The following is an 18157-nucleotide window of genomic DNA, read 5'->3' as shown; positions in this document are numbered from 1 at the left end:
ACGCATTGAGAATCGTCTTCATGGACGATAGCGCAACTCAAGGCTTGCCAACCACCGGGCATGGCGGCCAGATCTACAAAAGCATGGCCGCCATGCACCTGCTTCAACTACGTGAACCGAGCTTTATGCGGATGAATGTGCCCTTCGAGTTGGGCCCCACCTTTCCAGCCCGGCTGAAGAGCTTGTAATAGGCCAAGTGCACGCCGTCAGCCATGTCAAAGAAGTATTTTGCCTCCAAGGACATAACAGTTCCGTTAGTGGTATCTGTCACTGTTTTATAGCTAAGGACCGGCTCATTGGGCCCGCCGATACTGAGGCCGATCCGATCACCGTCGGTCTGTCCGTCATAAAGCGCGATGAAGAAGTCCACGCGGTGGTCATGTTCTTGTAGGTATTGGTGGGTCACCCCGTCGCCTTGACTGAGTTCTTCATCCACCTCCGGCTTGCTGCCGGCCAAGCCGCCGTTGGGAACGCGCAAATCGATGGTGAAGCGCTCGGTTTCTGACTCGAAGGTGGCGCCGGCATGGTTGCGCACCTTGAAGGCAACCTTGGAGACACCTTCCTCTTGCAGATACTGAGAGGGCAAATACAGCCTGTGCGGGAAGTGGATCGGCCCGGGCATGTGTTGGGGAAACTCGTGGACGTTGCCGGTGGGCGATGTGTAGATCAGGGTCAAATGATCGACCTGGTCGTGTTGCGCGGGGTCAGGCCAGGCGGTCCTGATGTCCAGGGCAAGGTCGGACGTCAGGGCGCCGACCGGCAGAAGGTTGTGCTGCGGGTAGTGTAAGTTTTCCAGTGCTGCCGGGATGTGCAGGGGAGGAAGGGGGGTGTGACTCATCGCTATGGTCTCCATCGTGGCTGACAAGCGACAGGTGCTGCCTGGGCAACACCTGTCCCGCTGGCAATCCGGATGGATACAGCTGCCAGACGCCCATTAGGGCCTGCGCGGTCGAGACTGGCTACTGTCAGTTCTGACAGTCTTGCCAGGTTCCCGACGAACGTCAGATCACCGCGATCTGCACTTCATCGCCGGCCCAGCGCACTGGCCAGACCCGCAACTGCTGCTCCGGATACTCCAGGCAACTGCCGTCCTCGAGGTTGAAGTGCTGCTTGTACAGCGGCGAGGCGATCACCGGCTGGCCCTTGATATGGCCGACGATGCCGCGGCCGATCACATTGGCGCCGGACAACGGGTCATGGTTGTCGATGGCATACAGGGTACGTCCCCGGGTGTCATCGGGCAGGTAGAACAGCGCGACCTGGGCGCAGTGGAACCAGACCACCACGCCGGAGTTCTCCACCAGGTCTTCGCGGCGGCAGACCGCCTGCCACTGCAAATCGTTGGCCATGCTGTGTTGTGCGGTTGACTGGCCCATCAGAGCACCTCCTCATGTACGGCAATCAGGTTGAGTTCATCGGCGCGCACCGGCCGGCGCTGCGCACGTTCCTTGACGAAATGGATGTCCGGGTCGCCGCGCCGGTCGTTGACGAAGGTGCGGAAGCGCTTGAGTTTTTCCGGGTCGCTGATCGCGTTGGCCCACTCGCATTCGTAGCGCTCGACCACCCGTTGCAACTGGTTCTCCAGCTCGGCGGCCAGGCCCAGGCTGTCGTCGATGATCACCGCCTTGAGGTAGTCGAGGCCGCCCTCGAGGTTTTCCCGCCACACCGAGGTGCGTTGCAGGCGGTCGGCGGTGCGGATGTAGAACATGAGGAAACGGTCGACGTAGCGGATCAGCGTCTCATCATCCAGGTCGGTGGCGAACAGCTCGGCGTGGCGTGGGCGCATGCCGCCGTTGCCGCAGACATACAGGTTCCAGCCTTTCTCGGTGGCGATCACGCCGATGTCCTTGCTCTGGGCCTCGGCGCATTCGCGGGTGCAACCGGACACCGCCAGCTTGAACTTGTGTGGTGCGCGCAGGCCCTTGTAGCGGTTCTCCAACAGCAGGGCCATGGCCACGCTGTCCTGCACACCGTAACGGCACCAGGTGCTGCCGACGCAGGATTTCACCGTGCGCAGCGACTTGCCGTAGCCATGGCCGGTCTCGAAGCCGGCGTCGATCAGTTCGCCCCAGATCTGTGGCAGTTCGTGCAGTTGCGCGCCGAACAGGTCGATGCGCTGGCCGCCGGTGATCTTGGTGTAGAGGTCGTATTTCTTCGCCACCACACCCAGGGCGATCAGCTTGTCCGGGGTGATTTCGCCGGCAGCGATCCGCGGGATGATCGAGTAGGTGCCGTTCTTCTGCATGTTGGCCATGAAGGTGTCGTTGGTGTCCTGCAGCGGCACCAGCGCCTTGTCCATGATCGGCCGGTTCCAGCACGAAGCGAGGATCGACCCCACCGCCGGCTTGCAGATGTCGCAGCCGGTGTGACCCTTGCCGTGGCGGGCGAGCAGTTCCTCGAAGGTCTCGATGCCACCGACCCGAACCAGGGCGTAGAGCTCCTGGCGGGTATGGGCGAAGTGTTCGCAGAGGCTCTTGTCGACGGCCACGCCGCGGGACACCAGTTCGTGCTCGAAGACCTGCTTGAGCAGCGCGCTGCAGCCGCCGCAGCCGGTGGCGGCTTTGGTCTGCGCCTTGAGATCGGACAGATCGCTGCAACCGGCATCCACCGCGCAGCAGATCGCGCCCTTGGTGACGTTGTGGCAGGAGCAGATGGTCGCCGTGGCGGGCAGGGCATCGGCACCGAGGGTCGGGGTGCCTTCGTTCATGGGCAGGATCAGGCTGGCCGGGTCCTGGGGTAGGGCGATGGCGTTCTGTACGTATTGCAGCAGGGTGTCGTAGTAGCTGTTGTCGCCCACCAGTACCGCACCGATGACCTTCTTGCCCTCGGCATCGACCACCAGGCGCCGGTAGGCGGAGTTGGCCTCGTCGATGAAGCGATAGCTGCGTGCGCCCGGGGTGGCGCCGTGGGCATCGCCGATCGAACCGACATCGACGCCGAGCAGCTTGAGCTTGGTCGACATGTCGGCACCGTTGAAGGTGTCCGCGGCTTCACCGGCCAGGCGGCTGGCGACATTGCGCGCCATGCTGTAGCCCGGCGCGACCAGGCCGAACACGCTGCCGTTCCAGGCGGCGCATTCGCCGATGGCCGATATGGCCGGGTCGCTGGTCTGGCAGTGGCTGTCGATGACGATGCCGCCCCGTGGCGCGATCTCCAGCCCGCTGTTGCGGCCCAGCAGGTCCTGGGGACGAATCCCGGCGGAGAAGACGATCAGGTCGGTTTCGAGAAATTCGCCGCCGTCGAAATTCATCCGGTAGCGGTACTGCTCGCCGGCGACTATTTCCTTGGTTGCACGGGAGAGGTGGACACCGACGCCCAGGCCTTCGATCTGCGCCTTGAGGGCGGCACCGCCATCGCCGTCCAGTTGCACCGGCATCAGCCGCGGGGCGAACTCGACCACATGGGCTTCCAGGCCCAGGGACTTGAGCGCATTGGCCGCCTCCAGGCCCAGCAGGCCGCCGCCGACCACCACGCCACGGCGGGCTTCGGCGGCGGCCGCGCGGATCGCGTCGAGATCGTCGAGGGTGCGGTAGACCAGCCGCGCCGAGCCTTCGGAGCCGGGAATCGGCGGCACGAACGGATAGGAACCGGTGGCCAGGATCAACTGGTCGTAGGGCTGGCGGCCTGAACGGGTGACGATCTCGCGCCTGTCGCGGTCGATCTCAAGCACTTCGGCGCCCAGGTGCAGCCTGACCCCGTGACGCTCGTACAAGCCGGGCTCGCCGAGGGCCAGGGCCTGGGCGTCCTTGCCGGCGAAATATTCGGACAGGTGCACGCGGTCATAGGCCGGTTGCCATTCCTCTCCATAGACATGCAGTTCGAACTGATGCAGGGCGCCACGCTCGATCAACTGCTCGACGCAGTGGTGGCCGACCATGCCATTACCCACGATCACCAGTTTCCTGCGATGTTCGACATTTACGATAGCGTTCATGGAGCTTCCTCGGATCACGGCCAGTCACGGACTGGCGCAGCCAGAAAAAATGCAAAAAAAAACGCCTGGAGCCGAAGCTCCAGGCGCCTTTGCCTGGTGTCTTATTCCTGTTCTGTGTGTGATCGCCGTTGACCACCGGAACGGTCTGCCAGGTCATTCATGGCAGGGAGTGACTGGATAAAAGCAGGGAGTGTGCCAAGTGCCGGTTTGTACGGTTTACTCGGTCTTTGTCGGTATTTTCCGAATAAATTCGACCTGTGTTGGTGCGTTCCGCTTGGCGGCTGCCAGCTATGGGGGCGCCCCCGAGGGCTCTTTCACGGATGAATCCGGCTCAATACACATCCCGCACATAACGCTTGTCCGCCGCCAACGCCTGGACATATGCCTGTGCCGCATCCGCATCCAACCCACCATGGGTGCGTACCACCTGCCTGAGCGCCGCCTCCACATCCCGCGCCATGCGGCTGGCATCGCCGCACACATAGAACCCCGCACCTTCCTCCAGCCAGGCCCACAACTGTGCGCCTTGCTCGATCATCCGCTGCTGCACGTAGATCTTCTGCGCCTGGTCCCGGGAAAACGCGGTATCGAGCCGCTGCAGATGGCCCTGTTCACACCATGCCTGCAGTTCCTCGCGGTAGTAGAAGTCACTGGCGGCATGCTGCTCGCCGAAGAACAGCCAGTTCCTGCCCGTTGCGCCGATCGCCTGGCGCTCCTGCAGAAAGGCCCGGAACGGCGCGATGCCGGTACCCGGACCGACCATGATCATCGGCGCCGAAGGATCGGCTGGCGGGCGGAAGTTCGCTGCTTTCTGCACGAAGATCGGCACATCCAGGCCCTCGGCGCGGTCGGCGAGGAACCCCGAACAGCAACCGGAACGCGCCTGCCCGGCGTGCTCGTAGCGGACAGTCGAAACCGTCAGGTGCACTTCGCCCGGATGTGCCTTGGGGCTCGAGGAAATCGAATACAGCCGCGGTTGCAGCGGTTTCAGGCAATCCACCAGTTCCTGCGCACCCAGCTCGACCTGCAGCTCGCGCAGCAGATCCGCCGGTTGCCGGCCCCACAGCCAGTCCTTGAGCTCGGTCTTGTGTTCATCGGCCAGCAGGCGCTTGAGCTGGCTGCTGCCCGAGCGTTGAAAGACCCGTTGCAACAAGGCCGGACTGATCCGGCCGATCTCCAGATGGCGGCTCAGGGCGTCGACCAGCGGCATGGGCGTCTGGTCCTTGAGGAACACCACCGTCTCGGTGCTGCACGCGCTCAGGCAGCCACGCAGTTGTTCCACCTGTTCGGGGCAGTGGCTGGGCCAGACACCGAGGGCATCGCCGGCCTGGTAGTCGAGGCCGCTGTCAGCCAGGTCGAAGACGAACTGCCGGGTTTCCTTGCCCGCGTCGGGGCCGCTGAGCAGACGGTTGTGCTTGAGCCGGGCCAAAAACGGTTGCTGGCGGCTGTAACGTGGAGCACCGGCGAGCACCACGGGGTTGTCGGCAAGGGCCGAATCGAGCTGTTCCAACCAGGCGCTGGCCGGCTCCTGGTAGTCCGGCTCGCAGTCGACCCTGGCCGCCAGACGCTGGGCGCCGAGACTGTGCAGGCGCTCGTCGAGCTTGCGGCCGAAGCCGCAGAACTGATCGTAGCTGGAGTCACCGAAGGCCAGCACGGCAAAGCGCAGATGGGCCAGGCTCGGGGCATCGTCGGCTTCCAGCGCCTGCCACAGGCCATGGGCGTTGTCCGGCGGGTCGCCGTCACCGAAGGTGCTGGTCAGCAGCAGCGCACGACCAGCCTGGCTCAGCTCCCGAGCCTGGATGCTGTCCATCGAGGCCAGGCGCACCCGATGGCCTTTCTCCCGCAGGCGCTCGGCGGCCGACCTGGCGAATGCTTCCACCGTACCGGTCTGGGACGACCAGAGCAGCAGCACGGGCGGCTGTTCGTTCGTGACTGCCGGCAGCACCTGGGGCTGGGCCGGCTCCTGGCGGGCGAACAGACCGGCCAGGAGCCCTTCGAGAATCAGTCGGTTGGACGGTTGCAGCGGCGCATTCGCCGGCAGGGTCGGGACACCGGCTGCGGCCTGACTGTGGCCCAGTCCGAGCAGGAAGCCTTGCAGGTAAAGGTTTTCATCGGGCGCCAGCTGGAGGCTGGGCGTGCTGTCGAGCCCGAGAATCCGGGCCAGGGCTTGGGTCTGCATCGTATACGCGGCCTCCGTACGCAGGGGCAAGGGCTGTGGATCAGGCTTGGGCGAAGCGACCCGGTGCAGGGTCACGGCGCTGAACTTGAATTCCGGTTGCAGCGAGATCGGGTCCACGGCATCGCTGGTGACGGCGTTGATCGCCAGGTCGTCGCCGTAGACATCGTTCCAGTGGAAGGGCGCGAAGCAGTTGCCCGCTGCCACCCGCTCGCTGATCTGCGCCGGCAGCACGGCGCGTCCCCTTACGGAACGCACCTCGATGGCATCCTTCTCGGAGATACCCAGGCGCGCCGCATCGAACGGATTGATCTCGACGAAGGGGCCGGGATTGAGCCTGTTCAGCGCCGCGACCTTGCCGGTCTTGGTCAGGGTGTGCCACTGGTGCTGCAGGCGCCCGGTGTTGAGTACCCAGGGGAAGTGGTCGTCGGGTTGTTCGGCCGGCGGTTGCCAGGGCCGGGCGAAGAACCTTGCCCGGCCGCTGGCGGTGGGGAACAGCAGGCGCGGATGAGTGCCATCGGCAGCCGCTTGCGTGCCGTCGTTGAGGTAGCGGATCGGGTTGCGGTCCTGCTGCTGCCCGGGGCCGCAGGGCCACTGCAGGGGTGTCTGCTCCAGGCGCTGGTAACTGGCGCCGCGCAGGTCGTAACCGGTGCCGGGGTTCCAGGCGCGCTTGATCTCCTCGAACACTTGGGCGGCGCTGGTGTAGCCGAAGGCGTCGGCATAGCCCATTGCACAGGCCACCCGGGCGATGATCTGCCAGTCCGGCAGGGCCTGGCCGGGGGCGTCGACGGCCTTGCGCATCAGCGTCAGGTTGCGTTCGGAGTTGATCATCACCCCCTCGGCTTCGGCCCACAGGGCGGCCGGCAGGAGGATATCGGCGTAGCGGTTGGTTTCGGTGTCGAGAAAGGCGTCCTGGGCGATCACCAGTTCGGCGGCCTGGAGTCCGGCAATGACCCGTTGCCGATTGGGCGAGGATGCCACCGGATTGGTGCAGATGATCCAGCAGGCCTTGACCTTGCCGGCCTGCATGTCCTCGAACAGGGCGACGCTGCCGCCACCGACCCGCTGGCTCAGGCTGCCGCGGGGAATCTGCCAGAGGTCTTCGATGAACTCACGGTCGGCGGCCACCAGGGCCGAGCGCTGGCCTGGCAGGCCGGGGCCCATGTAGCCCATTTCCCGGCCGCCCATGGCGTTGGGTTGGCCGGTGAGGGAGAACGGCCCGCTCCCGGGACGGCAGATCGCCCCGGTGGCCAGGTGCAGGTTGCACAGGGCGTTGGTGTGCCAGGTGCCGTGAGTGCTCTGGTTCAGGCCCATGGTCCAGCAACTCATCCATTCGGCCGCCTCGCCGATCCATTGGGCGGCCTGACGGATCTGCGCCTCGGGCAGGCCGGTCAGGCTGGCGACCCGGGCCGGGTGGTAGTCTTCAAGAAACTCCGGCAATGCGTCCCAGCCCTCGGTGAAGCGGGCGATGAAATCGGCATCGGTGTGGCCGTTCTTCAGCAGCAGGTGCAGCAGGCCGTTGAGCAGGGCCAGGTCGCTGCCCGGCCTGATCTGCAGGAACAGGTCGGCCTTGTCGGCCGTGGCGTTGCGTCGCGGGTCGACCACGATCAGCCGGGCACCGGCCTTGAGCCGGTCCATCAGGCGCAGGAACAGGATCGGGTGACAGTCGGCCATGTTCGCGCCGATCACGAAAAACAGCTCGGCCTGGTCGAAGTCCTGATAGGAGCCCGGCGGCCCGTCGGCGCCCAGCGACAGCTTGTAGCCGGCGCCGGCGCTGGCCATGCACAGGCGTGAGTTGGACTCGATCAGATGAGTACGGACAAACCCCTTGGCCAGCTTGTTGATCAGGTACTGGGCCTCCAGCGACATCTGCCCGGAGACGTAGAAGGACAGGGCGTCGGGGCCGTGTTCGTCGAGGATCGCCTTGAGCCGGCGCGCGCTTTCGTCGATGGCCTGGTCCATGCCGACCTGGCCCGGGTCACGCTTGCGCTCGTGGCGCATGAACGCCTGGGCCATGCGTCCGGAGTGGGTGAGCGGCTGGGCGCAGGTACTGCCCTTGGTGCACAGGCGGCCGAAGTTGGTCGGGTGCTGCCTGTCGCCGCTGACCTTGATCACCTGGTTGTCGCGCACCTCCATGACGATGCCACAGCCGACACCGCAATAGGGGCATACGCTGCGTACGCTGGTCTGGGTCATGGTCTGTTGCTCCTGCCCGAGGAAATGATGCGTGCGGAAAACAAAAAGGCGCTGTGTCGCTCTCCGTCGAAACGGGGCAACACGGCGCCTTTGTCGTGAGGTCAACCGCCTGCGTTGGCGGTCGTTGTTCCGGTTTTTTCTGCAAGCTTTGCGCCAATTTGTGCAAAACCTGCGGAGGCGGGGGCTGAGTCAATGGGGCCGTGCTTGTCTGAACGAGCGCTGTCGCCAGCAAAGCCGCTTGCACCGGTGCAACTGCACCGCAGCTGTCATGGAATACCTGGGGGAGCGGGCTTGCCCGTGAACGGCTCAGCCTGCACGGTCAATGACTGTGCATCGAGCCCCGTGCCCCAGCCTGGTGCAAAATCAGGGCCTGGAGGCAAACACCTCGCCGATGCTGCGGCGCCTGGCCTGGGCCTCGCAAGCGCTGATCAACTGCTCCAGATCCTCGGCCGTCACATCGATGAACGCTTCCATCTGCGCCAGGGCCAGCTCCAGATCTTCACGGGTGATACCCAGGGGCTCGCCGGGGCGAGGAGGGTTGATAAAGGTCCTGGGCGGCTCGACATGCACCTTGGGGTAGCGCACCCGGGTCAGGTTGTTGTAGCCGATGGCAACCGCCAGCAGGCAGGTCGCCGCGAGCATCACCGGCTCCACGACCCGCCAGCCCAGGGCGACGGTATCCGGGTCGGCGATCACCATCAGCAGGGCGAGGGCCCCCGCTGGCGGGTGCAGGCAACGCAACAGGCACATGGCAAGCACCGCCAGGCACACCGCCAGACCGGCACTGCCCAGGCTGCGGTCGAGGAAATGCACCACCAGTATCGAGGCCAGGGTGGCGCACATGTAACTGCCGATGAGTGACCAGGGCTGGGCGAGGGCGCCCGAGGAAACGGCGAACAGCAACACCGCCGACGCTCCCAATGGCCCGATCAGGTGCAGCGCCACCGGCAGCCCGAACAGCCGGGCACAGGCCCAGACACTGATCACGGTGCCCAGGGCCACGCCAATGGCGGCACGGCTCCATTCGGTGGGGCGGGTATTGAGCGAGGGCGGCAACAGACGGCGGGACCAGTGGGCAGGCATGTCGGGAACAATCCACTTCAAAGGCACGGGACAAAAAAGAAGGGCTTGCGCGACTGGCGCAAAGCCCTTTCAAGGTTCCTGAGTTGGGGGAAGGAACGGCACCAGTGTGCCGGTTCCTTGAATCGCTGGCTAATTCATAATAATGAGCTTCAAGTGCATTATTTTTGCAGTGAAGGGAGGCTGCGACCGGCCAGGTAGCACAGGCAGCCACCGACGGCGGTGAGGCCGCAGAGCGCGTAGAACATGCTGGGTGCAGGTGCGTTGATCAGCAGGTAGCCACAGATCACCGGGCTCATGGCGCCCCCCAGGGCCGCCAGGTTCTGCGCGCCCAGGTAGCTGCCGCGCAGGTGCTCGGGGGCGATGGTGTCGATGAACAGGTATTCGGCCGGGTAGATGATCATTTCCCCGAGGGTGAAGATGAACATGGCGATGCACCAGGACACCAGGTTGCCGGCCTGGCTGAAACCGATCAGGCCGATGATGAAGAAGGTGATGCCCATGCCCATCCAGTAGCGCAGTTGCTCGCGCTTGAGAAAACGGCCGATCTGGTACTGCAGCAGGATCACGCTGATGGCGTTGCAGGCCAGGATCGCCGACAGGGTGGTCAGGGCCTCCTGGCTGCTGTGGGTCACCAGCAGGTACTGGGACAGGTACAGGGTGTAGCGGCCATGGACGATGGTGTTGAGCAGGCAGCCGCCGGTGAACAGGATCAGCGTGCGGTCGCCGCGCAGGGTGCGCAGGGTATCGAGGAAGCTGACCGGCTTGCCCGGTGAGTCCCCGCTGCGCGGAGCGATGCCGAACATCAGGAACATGCTCGCGAAGGCAATGCCGGCCGCGATCAGGAACGGTGCCTGCGGATGGATCCCGGCAATCACCACGCCGAGCATGGGGCCGGTGGCATAGCCGACGTTGGTCAGGGTATAGCGCAGCGAGAACACCCTGGCCCGCTGGCCCATGGGCAGGTTCTCGCTGATGATCGCCTTGGAACCGATCAGGAACAGGGCCGAGGCGGCTTCGGTGATGACCAGGGTGAGGGTGGTCAGGTAGAGGTTCTGGGCGAAGGTCAGCAGGGTGAAGCCGACGGCGCTGGAGAGCATGGCCAGGATCAGCAACTGGCGCTTCTCCAGGCGATCGATGACATAGCCGCCATAGAGCGACATCAGGGTGGCGATGAACACCGCGATACCCAGCAGCAGGCCGACGTCCTGCTGGTTCAGGCCCAGCTTGCGGCTGAGGAACAGGGTCAGCAGCGGGCTGGTGATGGCGCGGCTGACGACGATGGTCACGGAGCAGATCATCAACCGGCGGATGACGAGGGAGTAGGTGGCCACTGGGGTGCTCGAGTCCTTGTTCTTGTGTGTTCGGCGAGTCGCTACGCCCGCGTCGCGGGCGTTCGCTCAGGGCAGGTAGGTCCGGTAGTGCCGCTCGTGGACCGCCGCCGGATGGTCCTCGGTCAGTGGCGCGGCAGTCTCTCGCCACCATTGCGCGACGTCCTCGGCGGTGGCGATCCACACGTCGTCATGTTCGCGGATGCCTTGCAGCAGCTCGCGCAGCATGCCGATGCGCCCGGGCGTGGCGATGATTTCCGGGTGCAGGCGCAGCACATAGCACAGGCCGAAACGGTGAAACCCGGCGAAGTCCATCTGCAGATTGCCCAGTGTGTGGCTGTAGGAGGCGATCCGCGATTGCGCCGGAGGGACGGCGGGGCTCAGGTTGAAGGCGAAATAGGGCTCGTCCTCCAGTTCGTAGTGCAGCGGCAACTCGATCAGCCCGGGCGCCGTCGGATGGGTGAACGGCAGGTCATCGCCACGCCATGAGGACGACCAGACGATGCCCTGGTCCCGCAGGGCCTCGGTAAAGCCTGGCTGCCAGTGACCGGCGGGAATGCGGAAGCCCCGCGGGCGTTGCCCGGTCAGGCTGGCCAGGCTTTCGCAGCCGCGGATCAGCGCGGCCTTCTGTTCGTCGAGGCTGAGCCGCTCGTAGTCCTGGTGGCGGTAGCCGGCGCAGGCGATTTCATGGCCGCCAGCGAGGATCGCCCGGATATGCGCCGGGTTCTCTTCGGCGACGATGCCCGGAATGCACCAGCTGCTGGGCACCGCCAGCTCCTCGAACAGCGCAAGCAGCCGCTCGACCCCGCGCTGGGTGCCGTAGCGCCACACCGACAGGGTCTTATCACGTCCGGCCACCTGCGGCGCCTGGGTGAGGATGCCGTGGATGTCGTTGTAGTCGACGGTGATCACCACCGCGCTGCGATAGGGCGCGGGCCAGGGGCTCTGAAACGGCGGCAGGGCGAGCGATTTGCGGATGAACTCAGCCATGATGATGCTCCTTGAGCCACCAATGGGCGACGTCGCGGCAGGTGGCAAACCACACGTCATCGCGCTCGCGCATGTGTTCGAACAGCCGTTCGAGCAACAGCAGGCGGCCTGGCTTGCCGGTGATCTTGGGATGGAACAGGGTGGTCAGGCACAGACCCTCGGCGGCGGCACCGTCGAACTCACGGCACCAGTTGTCCAGGGTCAGCTCATAGCTGGCGGTGCGGTCCAGGCCACTGGGAAAATCCGGGCCCCGGGTGTAGGCGATGGAGGCATAGTCATCCATCTCCCAGCGCCCGGGAATTTCCACCAGCGGCCGCTCGTGGCCGGGGACATTCACCAGGTAGGGGCGATCGTCGCCACGCATGCTGCTGGAATAGATCACGCCGTTTTCCACCAGCATCGCCGGCGTGTCGCTCTGCCAGTCGCCTGACGGTGTGCGAAAGCCTTCGGCGCGGATGTTCAGGTGTTGCCAGAACACCTCGCGGCATTTTTTCATTACGTCCTTCTGCTGCTGCAGCGAAAGGGCGTAAAAGGATTCGTGCTTGTAGCCGTGGTAGGCCACCTCATGTCCGCGCTCGACGATCGCCTGGCACTGCCGGGGCCAGTTCTCCACGACCCAGGCCGGGACGAAGAACGTGGTGGGCAGGGCAAACGCCTCCAGCAGGTCGAGCAGGCGCGGCAGCGCGCGATACGGGCCGTAGCCGCCGAAGCCGAAGTACTCGGGCTTGCGCCAGATCGAGTCGTCGAGCATGGCATCGCCGGTCGGGCCGTCGAGGTCGAACGCCAGGGCCAGGCAGGCTTTGTGCCCATCCGGCCAGGTCGGGGTCGAGGACATGGGTGGTTGTTCCTTGTTTACACCAGCGCTTACTGGCCTTTGTTGATGGCGACGCTGTCGACCGCACCGACCGACAGGTCCCATTTCTTCAGGATCGCCTGGTAGCTGCCGTCGGCGATCATGCCCTGCAGGGCAGCCTGGATGGCGTCACGCAGTTCGCGGTTTTCCTTGCTCACGCCAAGGCCGGTGAACTGCACGGTCATGGGTGTGCCGATGATCTTGAAGGTGTTCTTTTCCTGGGTCGTCAGGTACGGCAGGGTCTCGCTGCCCTGGACGGCGGCGGCGATCCGGCTCTGGCGCAGTTGCGCCCGGGCGTCGGCCGAACCTTCGGTGCCGATCACCTTGATCTGCTGGTCGGCCGGGCAGTGGGCGCTGCTCCAGGCGGCGATTTCCGCCGGGAAGGTGGTACGCCGGCTGGTACCCACGGTCCTGCCGCAGATATCGGTCATCTCGTTGATGTCCTTGTTCTTCTCCAGGGTGTAGAACTGCGAGCCGCTGGTGAAGTAATCGACGAAATCCACCGCCTTCTGCCGTTCCGCGGTGTCGGTCATGCCCGAGAGCACGATGTCCACGCGCTTGGTGGTCAGGGCGTTGATCATCTGTTCGAAGGAGGTCTCCTGCCACTTGATCTTCACGCCCAGGCGCTCGGCCAGGGCGTTGCCCAGGTCGAAGTCCAGACCGGTCAGCTCGTTGGTGGCCGGGTCCTTGAAGTCCATCGGTGGATAGTTGGGCACGATCGCCGCGACGATCTCGCCCTTGGCCTTGATGCTGGCGGGCAGCTCGGCAGCCCAGGTGAAACCGGAGGCCAGGAGGCTTGCGAGTACTGCGGGAATTGCGAGGTTCTTCATGGTCGTTCTCTTATGAAATGTTGTGAGGTTCAAATGGAACCTAGGTTCGAACGGCAGAAATGAAGCTTTGGGTGCGGGGGTTTTGTGGATTTATCAGTATTTCTTCGGGGCTTCCTTCCTCCACGATCTGCCCGCCGTCCATGAACACCATGCGATTGGAAACCTCGCGGGCGAAGCCCAGTTCATGGGTGACGACGATCATGGTCATGCCGGTGCGCGCCAGGTCGCGCATCACCGACAGCACCTCACCGACCAGTTCCGGGTCGAGTGCCGAAGTGGGTTCATCGAACAGCATCAGCTTGGGCCGCATCGCCAGTGCCCGGGCGATCGCCACCCGTTGCTGCTGGCCGCCGGACAGCTCGATGGGGTAGCTGTCGCGCTTGTGCGCCAGGCCGACCCGCGCCAGCAGTTCCAGGGCTTCGTCGGTCGACTCCTTGGGCGAACGCTTGAGGACCTGGACCGGACCTTCGATGATGTTTTCCAGCACGGTCATGTGCGGGAACAGGTTGAAGCGCTGGAACACCATGCCGGTGGCCAGGCGCTGGCGGGCGATCTGCGCTTCGTTGAGTTCGTGCAGCTTGTTGCCGACCACGCGGTAGCCGACCAGCTCGCCGTCGACCCAGAGGCCGCCCTTGTCGATCTTCTCCAACTGGTTGACGCAGCGCAGCAGGGTGCTCTTGCCCGAGCCGGACGGGCCGATGATGCACAGCACCTCGCCCTGTTCGACTTCGATGTTGACGTCCTTGAGGGCGTGGAACGAGTCGTAGTGCTTGTTCAGGCCGACAGCCTTGACGATGGTTCTCATGTTCGGTTTCTCCAGGACGCTTACGAACGCTTGCCGGCGCCGCGGGCGAATCGGCGTTCCAGGCGGCTTTGGGCAAAGGACAAGAGGGTGATCGCCAGCAGGTACCAGATACCGGCGACCATCAGCAGCTCCATCACACGGGCGTTGGCGTAGTAGATGTTCTGGGCGTTGTAGAGCAGTTCCGAGTACTGGATCACACTGGCAAGGCTGGTCGCCTTGACCATGCTGATGAACTCGTTGCCCACCGGCGGGATGATGATGCGCATGGCCTGGGGCAGGATGATCCGGCGCAGCGCCTGCAGGCGCGGCATGCCGATGGACTTGGCGGCCTCGTACTGGCCGGTGTCCACCGAGAGCAGGCCGGCGCGCACCACCTCGGCGGTGTAGGCGCCCTGGTTGATGCTCAGGCCCAGCAGGGCGGCGACGAAGGGGGTCATCAGGCTGACGGTATCGACCTGGAACAGCCCGGGAATCCCTACGGTAGGGAAGATCAGCGCCAGGTTGAACCACAGCAGCAGTTGCAGGATCAGCGGCGTGCCGCGGAACAGCCAGGTGTAGGCGATGGCGACATAACGCAGGATCGGGTTGCTCGACATGCGCATGATCGCGGTGATGACGCCGAAGAAGATCCCCAGGATCATCGCCAGCACCGCCATGACCAAGGTGTTCAGCAGGCCGGTCAGGATCGACCTGGCGCTGAAGAACTGGCCGATGTATGACCATTCGATCTGGCCGTTGGCGAAAGCGCGGACCAGTCCGGCCAGGGCGATGACGATCAGGGTGGCGAAGAATATCCGCCCGTAGTAGCGCCGTGGCACATGCTCGTACTGGGTGATGTCGAACTGGTTCTCGGCCTGCTTGCGCTCGGCGAGCAGGCGATCCGCCTGGGTCTGGCTCATGGTATGTCTCCGTCTGCGGCGCCAGGGGCGCCGCCAGTATTTCTGCCTTGGATCACCGCCCCCTATAGGAGCCGGGCTTGCCCGCGAAGCTTTTGGCGGCCTCAAGGGCCCATTCGCGGGCAAGCCCGGCTCCTACAGGGGAGGGGGTTACGGGATCGGGTGTTGGGTCAGAGGCGCAAGCCCGCGTAATGGGTGGTCCATTGCTGTTGCACGGCCAGGGCCGCCTTCAGCCGGGCGATCTGCTCGCGCACCTGCTGCGGTGCGGTACCGCCCCAGCCGCTGCGGGCGCCGATAGCCGCTTCCAGGGTCAGGCAGTCGCGGACGTCCGGGGTCAGCCGGCTGTCGATTTCGGCCAGCAAGGCCGGGCTTGCGTCCCACAACTCGAGGTCGCGGGCTTCGCAGGCCTTGACCAGCGCGCCGGTGATTTCGTGGGCCTCCTTGAACGGTACGCCTCGTACCGCCAGCCAGTCGGCGACTTCGGTGGCCAGGGCGAAACCCAGCGGCGCCTGACGCCGCAGTTCCTCGACGTTGACGGTCATGGTCGCGACCATTCCGGCCATGGCCGGCAGCACCAGCAGCAGGGTGTCGACGCTGTCGAGCACGCCGTTCTTGTCTTCGCTCAGGTCGCGGTTATAGGACAGCGGCAGCGACTTGAGGGTCGAGAGCAGGCCGGTGAGATTGCCGATCAGGCGACCGGCCTTGCCCCGGGCCAGTTCGGCGATATCCGGGTTCTTCTTCTGCGGCATGATCGAGCTGCCGGTGGCATAGGCGTCGTCCAGGCTGACCCAGCGGAACTGCCGCGACGACCACAGGCAGAACTCCTCGGCCAGGCGCGAGATGTTGATACCCAGCATGCTGGCGACGAACAGGAACTCGGCGACGTGGTCACGGCTGGCCACGGCGTCGATGGAGTTTTCACAGACCCCGTCGTAGCCCATCTCGCGGGCCGACTGCTGCGGCTGGCGGGCGATGGCCGAACCGGCCATGGCCGCGGCGCCGAGTGGCGAAAGGGCGGTGCGGGCATCCCAGTCGATCAGCCGCTGGACATCGCGCAGCATCGACTGGGCGTGGGCCAGCAGGTGGTGGGCGAAGACGATCGGCTGGGCCTGCTGCAGGTGGGTGAAGCCCGGGCAGATGCTTTCCATATGCTGTTCGGCCTGTTCCACCAGGGCCTGTTGCAGGGCCAGCACTTCACTGGCCAGGGTGCGTACGTGGTCACGCAGGAATAGCCGCAGGTCGTTGGCGGTCTGGTCGTTGCGCGAGCGGCCGGCCCGCAGCTTGCCGCCCAGGGCGCCTAGGCGTTCGGTGAGCAGGCGCTCGATGAAGGTGTGCACGTCCTCATCGTCGAGGGTCGGGGCGATGCGCCCGGCCTGGAACTCCTCGCCGATCCGGTTCAGGGCCTCGACCAGGCTGCGGGTTTCCTGCTCATCGAGCAGACCGGCCCGCTGCAGTTCGTGGGCATGGGCACGGGAGCCGGCGAGGTCATAGGGCGTCAGGCGGAAATAGCGTTCCGGGCAGCGCGACAGGGCGGCCAGGGCCGCGGCCGGGCCGCTTTTGAAACGGGCCCCCCAGAGGCGATCGGTGGCTTGGGTCATTATTGTTTTCCTCACACGAATTGAATGTTCGATGCACCGCCGCAGCCCGCCTGCGGATGGCTCGGAACCGGCCTGCGGCGGGTGGGTCATGCATTGTTCAAGAGGGCAGTTACAGCGTAAGGGAACCGATCGCAATGTCGGTTTTTGAATACCTGGAGTCAGCGGGTTTTCGCTGATTTGCAGAATTTTGTTGTGGTTGCCAAGCCTTGTTTTCTGTGGTCATTATTATTAACCGGCTATGTTTTTCTTGTGGGACAGATCCTGGTTAATAGGCGGTTCGAGGTCAATAAGCATTATGGAAACCCAACTTTCCACTTCTGGAAACCCATCGGCGAAACCGACTCAGAGAGCTCCCCTGGCGCTCAGTGGACTGGATTTCAAATTGCTCAAGGTGTTCAAGGCGGTGGTCGAGGCCGGTGGCTTCAGCGCCGCCCAGAATGAGCTGAACGTTGGCCTCGCGGCCATCAGCAAGCAGATCTCCGACCTGGAGATTCGTATCGGCATGCGCCTGTGCACCCGTGGCCGGGAAGGTTTCTGCCTGACTGAAGAAGGTAGCCTGGTGTATCAGGCATCCATCGAGTTGTTTGCTTCGGTGGACAAATTTCGAGACCGGCTTAGTTCTGCGCAGAATGAACTGATAGGGGACCTTGGTATTGGTGTCGTGGATAATACCATTACCGATCTTAATTCTCCGTTAGTTGCTGCGCTGCGAACTATCAACGAGCAGTCGCCGAAAGTAAGGCTGCGCCTGCATGCGGCACAGCTGGATGAAGTGGAAAGAGGGGTTGTCGAAGGCCGGTTCATTGCCGGAATAGTTCCGGTTTATCAGAAAAGGGAAGAGTTCGATTACTTCAATCTGTACGAGGAACTGTCCGAGGCTTATTGCGCTGTCGGTCATCCGTTGTTCGACCTCGACGATTCGCTGATCGATACCGATGTGCTGCGCAATCATCCGTTCATCAATCACCGGTACGCGATTCACCGCGACAAGCTGAACTTCGTCGGCCACGACAGCCATTCGGCCTCGGCGTCCCAGGTCGAAGCGGTGGCGATGCTGATCCAGACCGGGCGTTTCGTCGGCTTCCTGCCCCAGCACTATGCGGCCGCGCAGGTTGCCAGGGGCCAGCTGCGCGCCTTGCGGCCGGAGACCATTCGCTTCAACACACCATTCAATCTGATCCTGCGCCACAACACGACACGCGGTCCGCTGATCAAGGCATTTGCCCAGGCCCTGGGCGTGGATCTCAAGGTACCCGCTCAGGTTCTTGCAGAGGCTGCCGGTGTTCGTTCAAGTTCGGACCGTTGATGGATTTATTGCAAGTCGGCGCCAGGGTACGAATGGGTCGGGCGCGGCTGTTGGTAGTGCCCGCGATAGTTAAGGCTTTATTCGGGCAAACTTGCGTTTCCTTGCCGGCGCGTCGGCGCAGGGAGCAATGGAAAGTCAAAACGCTTGCGCTCGCCAGCGGAC

The 18157-nt window shown here is 64.2% G+C and carries 13 protein-coding genes; 1 reads left to right on the top strand and 12 read right to left on the bottom strand.

The annotated features are described in order from the left end of the window. Positions 1-103 precede the first annotated feature (103 nt). The 12 genes from ACMGT0_RS16640 to argH form a co-directional block, all read right to left on the bottom strand. Complete coding sequence (locus tag ACMGT0_RS16640; RefSeq protein WP_416769008.1) at positions 104-838, bottom strand: hypothetical protein; 735 nt, start codon at positions 836-838, stop codon at positions 104-106. A 163-nt stretch (positions 839-1001) separates the two neighbouring features. After that, positions 1002-1376 carry a nitrite reductase small subunit NirD gene (gene nirD, locus ACMGT0_RS16635; RefSeq protein ID WP_054059517.1) on the bottom strand — a complete coding sequence of 125 codons (375 nt, stop codon included), beginning with the start codon at positions 1374-1376 and terminating at the stop codon, positions 1002-1004. Beyond that, a complete protein-coding gene (nirB, locus tag ACMGT0_RS16630; RefSeq protein ID WP_416769007.1) occupies positions 1376-3934 on the bottom strand; it encodes a nitrite reductase large subunit NirB in 2559 nt (852 codons plus the stop codon). Before nirB ends, nirD begins: the two co-directional genes overlap by 1 nt. Before the next feature lie 331 nt (positions 3935-4265). Beyond that, on the bottom strand, positions 4266-8306 hold the full coding sequence (locus ACMGT0_RS16625) for a molybdopterin-dependent oxidoreductase (protein WP_416769006.1): 4041 nt from the start codon (positions 8304-8306) through the stop codon (positions 4266-4268). A gap of 363 nt (positions 8307-8669) precedes the next feature. Further along, positions 8670-9389, bottom strand: a complete 720-nt coding sequence (locus ACMGT0_RS16620; protein ID WP_416769005.1) for an HPP family protein — start codon at positions 9387-9389, stop codon at positions 8670-8672. Positions 9390-9547: 158 nt separating this feature from the next. Continuing rightward, positions 9548-10720 (bottom strand): MFS transporter, encoded by a 1173-nt coding sequence (locus tag ACMGT0_RS16615; RefSeq protein ID WP_054059513.1) that lies wholly within the window; start codon positions 10718-10720, stop codon positions 9548-9550. Between the two features lie 66 nt (positions 10721-10786). Then, positions 10787-11707 (bottom strand): polysaccharide deacetylase family protein, encoded by a 921-nt coding sequence (locus ACMGT0_RS16610; RefSeq protein WP_054059512.1) that lies wholly within the window; start codon positions 11705-11707, stop codon positions 10787-10789. Further along, a complete protein-coding gene (locus ACMGT0_RS16605; protein WP_054059511.1) occupies positions 11700-12542 on the bottom strand; it encodes a polysaccharide deacetylase family protein in 843 nt (280 codons plus the stop codon). Before ACMGT0_RS16605 ends, ACMGT0_RS16610 begins: the two co-directional genes overlap by 8 nt. Before the next feature lie 29 nt (positions 12543-12571). Continuing rightward, complete coding sequence (locus ACMGT0_RS16600) at positions 12572-13390, bottom strand: ABC transporter substrate-binding protein (protein ID WP_054059510.1); 819 nt, start codon at positions 13388-13390, stop codon at positions 12572-12574. A gap of 40 nt (positions 13391-13430) precedes the next feature. Then, positions 13431-14195 carry an amino acid ABC transporter ATP-binding protein gene (locus ACMGT0_RS16595; RefSeq protein WP_054059509.1) on the bottom strand — a complete coding sequence of 255 codons (765 nt, stop codon included), beginning with the start codon at positions 14193-14195 and terminating at the stop codon, positions 13431-13433. Between the two features lie 20 nt (positions 14196-14215). After that, positions 14216-15094 (bottom strand): amino acid ABC transporter permease, encoded by an 879-nt coding sequence (locus ACMGT0_RS16590; RefSeq protein WP_054059508.1) that lies wholly within the window; start codon positions 15092-15094, stop codon positions 14216-14218. Between the two features lie 167 nt (positions 15095-15261). Continuing rightward, the gene (gene argH / locus ACMGT0_RS16585) at positions 15262-16689 is read right to left on the bottom strand and encodes an argininosuccinate lyase (RefSeq protein WP_054063291.1); all 1428 of its coding nucleotides are present in this window, start codon (positions 16687-16689) and stop codon (positions 15262-15264) included. Between the two features lie 295 nt (positions 16690-16984). Between argH and ACMGT0_RS16580 the strand changes: the two genes are divergently transcribed. Then, positions 16985-17995, top strand: coding sequence for a LysR family transcriptional regulator (locus ACMGT0_RS16580; protein WP_054059507.1), 1011 nt, complete (start codon positions 16985-16987; stop codon positions 17993-17995). Positions 17996-18157: the final 162 nt, after the last annotated feature.

This window comes from Pseudomonas sp. RHF3.3-3, from assembly GCF_048069595.1.
GTDB classification, from domain to species: domain Bacteria; phylum Pseudomonadota; class Gammaproteobacteria; order Pseudomonadales; family Pseudomonadaceae; genus Aquipseudomonas; species Aquipseudomonas fuscovaginae_B.
This window is presented reverse-complemented; position numbering and strand designations above follow the sequence as displayed.

What these genes read in the sequence shown, in the direction of transcription:
- ACMGT0_RS16580 (WP_054059507.1), top strand. Translation starts at nt 16,985, where the DNA reads ATGGAAACCCAACTTTCCACTTCTGGAAACCCATCGGCGAAACCGACT.
- ACMGT0_RS16620 (WP_416769005.1), bottom strand. Translation starts at nt 9,389, where the DNA reads ATGCCTGCCCACTGGTCCCGCCGTCTGTTGCCGCCCTCGCTCAATACC.
- ACMGT0_RS16590 (WP_054059508.1), bottom strand. Translation starts at nt 15,094, where the DNA reads ATGAGCCAGACCCAGGCGGATCGCCTGCTCGCCGAGCGCAAGCAGGCC.
- ACMGT0_RS16600 (WP_054059510.1), bottom strand. Translation starts at nt 13,390, where the DNA reads ATGAAGAACCTCGCAATTCCCGCAGTACTCGCAAGCCTCCTGGCCTCC.
- ACMGT0_RS16595 (WP_054059509.1), bottom strand. Translation starts at nt 14,195, where the DNA reads ATGAGAACCATCGTCAAGGCTGTCGGCCTGAACAAGCACTACGACTCG.
- nirD (WP_054059517.1), bottom strand. Translation starts at nt 1,376, where the DNA reads ATGGGCCAGTCAACCGCACAACACAGCATGGCCAACGATTTGCAGTGG.
- nirB (WP_416769007.1), bottom strand. Translation starts at nt 3,934, where the DNA reads ATGAACGCTATCGTAAATGTCGAACATCGCAGGAAACTGGTGATCGTG.
- ACMGT0_RS16640 (WP_416769008.1), bottom strand. Translation starts at nt 838, where the DNA reads ATGAGTCACACCCCCCTTCCTCCCCTGCACATCCCGGCAGCACTGGAA.
- argH (WP_054063291.1), bottom strand. Translation starts at nt 16,689, where the DNA reads ATGACCCAAGCCACCGATCGCCTCTGGGGGGCCCGTTTCAAAAGCGGC.
- ACMGT0_RS16625 (WP_416769006.1), bottom strand. Translation starts at nt 8,306, where the DNA reads ATGACCCAGACCAGCGTACGCAGCGTATGCCCCTATTGCGGTGTCGGC.
- ACMGT0_RS16605 (WP_054059511.1), bottom strand. Translation starts at nt 12,542, where the DNA reads ATGTCCTCGACCCCGACCTGGCCGGATGGGCACAAAGCCTGCCTGGCC.
- ACMGT0_RS16610 (WP_054059512.1), bottom strand. Translation starts at nt 11,707, where the DNA reads ATGGCTGAGTTCATCCGCAAATCGCTCGCCCTGCCGCCGTTTCAGAGC.